General features: G+C 61.9%; 6 protein-coding genes. 5 read left to right on the top strand and 1 reads right to left on the bottom strand.

What is annotated here, in order from left to right; genetic code table 11:
- A partial coding sequence (locus tag AC1DYM_RS22740) for an integrase core domain-containing protein (protein ID WP_477342286.1) occupies window positions 1-253 on the top strand: 253 nt, incomplete at its 5' end.
- A gap of 472 nt (window positions 254-725) precedes the next feature.
- Here the strand turns inward: AC1DYM_RS22740 and AC1DYM_RS22735 are convergent.
- Window positions 726-1,745 carry an alpha/beta fold hydrolase gene (locus AC1DYM_RS22735; RefSeq protein WP_477342284.1) on the bottom strand — a complete coding sequence of 340 codons (1,020 nt, stop codon included), beginning with the start codon at window positions 1,743-1,745 and terminating at the stop codon, window positions 726-728.
- Window positions 1,746-1,998: 253 nt separating this feature from the next.
- Here AC1DYM_RS22735 and AC1DYM_RS22730 point away from each other — a divergent pair, with 253 nt between their 5' ends.
- The 4 genes from AC1DYM_RS22730 to AC1DYM_RS22715 form a co-directional block, all read left to right on the top strand.
- Complete coding sequence (locus AC1DYM_RS22730; RefSeq protein ID WP_477342282.1) at window positions 1,999-2,364, top strand: cupin domain-containing protein; 366 nt, start codon at window positions 1,999-2,001, stop codon at window positions 2,362-2,364.
- Between the two features lie 85 nt (window positions 2,365-2,449).
- The gene (locus AC1DYM_RS22725) at window positions 2,450-3,079 is read left to right on the top strand and encodes a class I SAM-dependent methyltransferase (protein WP_477342280.1); all 630 of its coding nucleotides are present in this window, start codon (window positions 2,450-2,452) and stop codon (window positions 3,077-3,079) included.
- 1 nt (window position 3,080) lies between these two features.
- Window positions 3,081-4,001 carry a flavin reductase gene (locus tag AC1DYM_RS22720; protein ID WP_477342278.1) on the top strand — a complete coding sequence of 307 codons (921 nt, stop codon included), beginning with the start codon at window positions 3,081-3,083 and terminating at the stop codon, window positions 3,999-4,001.
- 87 nt (window positions 4,002-4,088) lie between these two features.
- The coding region (locus tag AC1DYM_RS22715) for an EAL domain-containing protein (protein ID WP_477342277.1) at window positions 4,089-4,801 on the top strand (713 nt) is incomplete at its 3' end.

Genomic DNA, 4,801 nt, shown 5'->3' with positions numbered 1-4,801 from the left:
GGCCAAGGTCGCTTGGGCTCACGACCGTGGCGTGCAACTGAGGCTTATCGAGCCCGGCAAGCCGAACCAGAACGCCTACATCGAATCGTTCAACGGACGGCTGCGCGATGAATGCCTCAACGAGCACTGGTTTCCCAGCCTTCTGCACGCACGCACCGAAATCGAAAACTGGCGCCGGGAATACAACGAGGAGCGACCGAAAAAAGCACTGGGCGGGCTGACGCCCGCTGCCTACGCAAAACAGTTACAGTAATTCCGGACTCAAGATCGGACCGCTACTGAAGGCGGGGGGACGTCGGTATCTGAACGGGCATTTCCCCTGTGGCTGGAATGGTCGATTCCCGGACGGGAAGCTCGTTGTCTACTAAAGTTCGATTGCGTCAATTCGGGAAAGATCGGTACTTTACATGATGGTCGTTGGCCTTGACCAAGATAAGAAAATGCGTATTTTCGGGACTAGTTCGTTGGCTTTCGACGGTGAGTTATGTGGCCATTGCTGGCTATCTAACCGTGAACCTGCTCCACGATCCGCGGAGGCAAGATCGGGGGATCGCGACTGAGCGGGTTGCATGACTGCAGGCGCCACCTTCAATCTTCGGATGCAACATGCCGCAATTGACCGCCAGTATCGCACCGACGACCTGGTGGATCACATAGTCTCGCTCGAAGCAACAGTGCGTCGGTTGAGCTGATGGTCAGCCCAAGGACACCCACCCCCATCCTCGTCAGAGACGATCCGCGTCGACAATCGCCTGGGCGAACGCCTTGGGCGCTTCCTCGGGCAGGTTATGCCCGATCCCACCGGTAATCAGCCTGAACTCATACTTCCCGGTGAACTGCTTGGCATACGCCTCCGGCTTCGGATGCGGTGCGCCGTTGGCATCGCCCTCGAGCGTGATCGTCGGTACCGAAATCTTCGGAGCCTGAGCCAGTCGCTTCTCGAGAGCGTCGTACTTCGCCTCGCCCTTGGCGAGGTTCAACCGCCAGCGGTAATTGTGGATGGTGATAGCGACGTGGTCCGGATTCTCGAGTGCCTGCGCGCTACGCTCGTACGTTGCGTCGTCGAAGTTCCACTTCGGTGAAGCGTTCTTCCAGATCAACTTGGCGAAGTCGTGGTGGTTCTTCGCATAGCCCTGCTGGCCACGCTCGGTGGCGAAGTAGAACTGATACCACCACTGGTATTCGGCTTCGGGAGGCAGTGGCGCCTGGCCGGCTTCCTGACTGCCGATGAGGTAGCCGCTCACGCTGACCAGCGCTTTCACGCGCTCCGGCCACAGCGCCGCAACGATATCGGCCGAGCGTGCGCCCCAGTCGAAGCCACCGAAGACCGCGCGCTTGATGTGCAGCGCGTCCATGACGTCGATGACATCCTGACCCAGTGCAGCGGGCTCGGCATTACGCAGGGTGTCGGCGGAAAGGAAGCGGGTCTCCCCGTAGCCGCGTGCATACGGCACCAGCACGCGGTAGCCCTTCGCGGCGAGGGCAGGGGCCACATCCTCGTAGCTGTGAATGTCGTACGGCCAACCATGCAGGAGAATCACGACCGGACCGTTCGCCGGACCCAGCTCGGCGTAGGCAACGTCCAACACGCCGGCGCGGATGTGCTTCAGCGGACCCAGGGGATCCTGAGATGCGGTCGTCGATAGGGTTGTCTGGGACGGCAGCGGCTGCGCCGACTGGGCGTGCGCGGTACCGATCGTGCCAGCGAGGGCGGCCAGGATGGCAAGGGCGACTTTCTTGTTCATGGGACTCTCCAAGGTGGGCGTCAGGACAGGTATAGGAGACCAAGCGGAGTGGTCTCGAATATGTCCTGTAGCCCAGCCCAAACCCTCGAAATGTGTCTTGGTCGGCCCCGGATACGTTTCGATACAAAGGCCCTGCGAAAACGTCCTGCCGCTGACCCAGGCGAAGTGAGGTTGGCACCAGCGTTGACGGAATCGGCAGTGTGGATAGACTCGGAACAGCGCTGACATCAGCAGACCAATTCGGGCTCTCGCCATGCTTTCCCCCACCGCTCTCGCTGCCGCCTTCGATCGCGTCCAGGACTATTGGTCACCCAAGGTCATCGGGCAGGTCAACGACCAGTTACTGAAGGCGGCGAAGCTCAAGGGCGAGCTCGTCTGGCACGCCCACGATGGCCAGGACGAGCTCTTCTATATCGTGAAAGGATCGCTGCGCATCGAGTTCGAGGATGGCGCCGTGGACCTGAAGGAGGGCGACTTCCTCACCGTGCCGAGCGGTGTTCGCCACAATCCGGTCGCCGACGACGAATGCTGGGTGCTGTTGATCGAGCCGGCGAGCACCTTGCACACCGGGGACGAAATGACCTCGCGCACGCGCAGTCTGGCCGAACAGCTGAGCTGAGACGTTCAGTAGGCGCGGCTACCCCCGTGCAACTTTCCCCGCCCCGGCCGGCACCCACGGGTTTACCGAGGGAGAAGCGGGCGACATGCATACCGGGGAGCAATACCACGCCGTCATCCAGACTTCCTGGCGCGACCGGCAGGTACGCGAGCGGTTTCAGGCCATAGCGCTCGATTTGCTCCCCCAAGGCGCGGATGTGCTGGATTTCGGTGCGGGAACGGGTATCGACGCCAAGGTATTCGCCGCCCACGGCCATCGGACCTTCGTCTACGAGCCGTCCGATGCCATGAAAGGCTACCTGGCGCGGCACTGCCAGGACGAGATCGCCCGTGATGCCGTGACCACGGTCTCCTTGCCGTTGACCTGCAAAGTCCACGGGGTCACGGCGAACTTCGCGGTCCTCAATCACATTCCGGAGCAGGCGGCACTCTTCCAGGATCTCGCGGCCGTGGTCCAGCCGGGTGGCTTCGTCCTTGCCAGCATGCTCAATCCGTTTTACCTGGGCGATGCACGCTATGCCTGGTGGCGGGCGAACCTCCTGAATCTGATCCGTAACGGCAGTTACGGCATCGCGAGCGAAAGCCGTATCCATCGTTTCACGCCGGGCGCGGTGGCGCGTGCCGCTGCTCCTCATTTCCGGCTCGAACGGCTCGAGCCACGGGGACTCGGATTGGCCACCCGGCTCTATATGTTCCTGCTGTTTCGGCGGGTGTGAGATGTGGAAGGACTGGGTAAGGCCACTGGTCCGACCGCTGCCACAGTGGGCAACGATCGCTCTCGCGCCGCCGCAGCAGGTGGTCACCGCGACCTTGCGCTGGGATAGCTCATTGGCCGATGTCACAGCCGACCATACGGTGGCCTCGCTCAATCCGCTGGTCATCGCGACGAGTGTCGATGCAGGTCAGCGTCCCGTTCTCGAATACCGCGACAACGACAACGGGAGACTTCTGGGTGCGCTCCATCTGGTAAGGGACGTTTCGGATATCGGGGCGACGTCGCTCGCGCTTTATCGCGTGGCATCCGGTGATCACCACTGCCTCAGCTTCCCGCGGCGCTCATGGAACGCCTGGCTTCAGAACCGGCAGATGCTGAAGAGTCGCGCGTCGAATGGCCTGAACACGGATCCCGTGGCGGTCCAGCAGTTGATGATCGCCTACCTGTGCCCGAAGCCAGTGGTGTTGGTCTCCGTGAATACGGATGGGCATCAGAACATCTTCCCGATGGATCTGATCGGACCGCTCGACCGCAGCGGCTACTTTTCGCTCGCGCTGCGTACGACCAACGTTTCCGTACCGATCCTGCGTGACGCGCGCCGGGTTGCTCTGTCCCATGTCCCCGCAACGATGAAGCAGGTCGTCTACAGGCTCAGCGAGCATCACAAACAGGCGCTCATGGACTGGAGCGCGCTACCGTTTTCTGTTCGGCCGTCACGGGAGTTCGGCATCCCGGTAGTCGTGGAGGCACGGCATGTTCAGGAGCTGACGATCGCGCATTGCCACGAGATCGGACTGCATACGTTCTTCATCTGCCGCGTCGTGTCCGACGAGGCCTCGCTGCAGGTTGCACAGCTGCATCACACGGCAGGCTTCCACCAGGCTCACCGGTCTCGGCGGCGTGTGCCGTTCGACGAGGTCTAGCTGACCCGCGTTCACACCCGCATGGCCCGTCCCGTTTAGTCTTCGGTCAGGCCACCGTTACAGGTGGGGACACAGGGGAAGGGCACGATGGGTAGCCAGCTTGCGTGTGGTGCATGCCGCGACGGTGGGGCGTTTGAGAAGTCCATCACCATGGCTTTCCAGCCCATCGTCGATGTGCATGCGCGGTCGGTCTTTGCCCATGAGGCGCTGGTGCGTGGTACCGATGGTGCGTCAGCGCAAGATGTGCTCGCTTCGGTCAGCCCTGGAAACCAGTATGCCTTTGACCAGGCCTGCCGGGTCCGGGCGCTCGAATGCGCCGTTGAGGCGGAGCTTCCCGCACTGCTTTCCATTAACTTCCTGCCGAACGCTRTGTACAACCCCGAGCACTGCCTGCGGGCGACCCTTGCTGCTGCAGAACGTGTAGGCTGGCCACTGGCCAACATCATCTTCGAAGTCACCGAACACGAAGCCATTTCTGACCCTGCGCACCTGCTCAACATTCTCCGTACGTACCGCGCACGGGGATTCCTGACCGCCATTGATGATTTCGGGGCAGGTTATGCCGGGTTGAATCTGCTGGCCGACTTCCAGCCTGATTTGCTCAAGCTCGACATCGGACTCATCCGGGGCATCGACCGGGACAGGGTTCGCCAGCGCATCGTCCACCACATGACAAGCCTCTGCGCGGACCTCGGCGTGCGTGTCATCGGTGAAGGGGTGGAAAGTGCCGGGGAATCCTCCGCGCTGCTGGACATGGGCGTGGTGCTCCAGCAGGGCTACCACTTTGCCCGGCCCTCAAC

The sequence above is a fragment of the Luteibacter sp. P1_D3 genome, from assembly GCF_056406135.1.
Note: the sequence above shows the minus strand (reverse complement) of the source record. Positions and strands in the feature narration are given on the sequence as shown.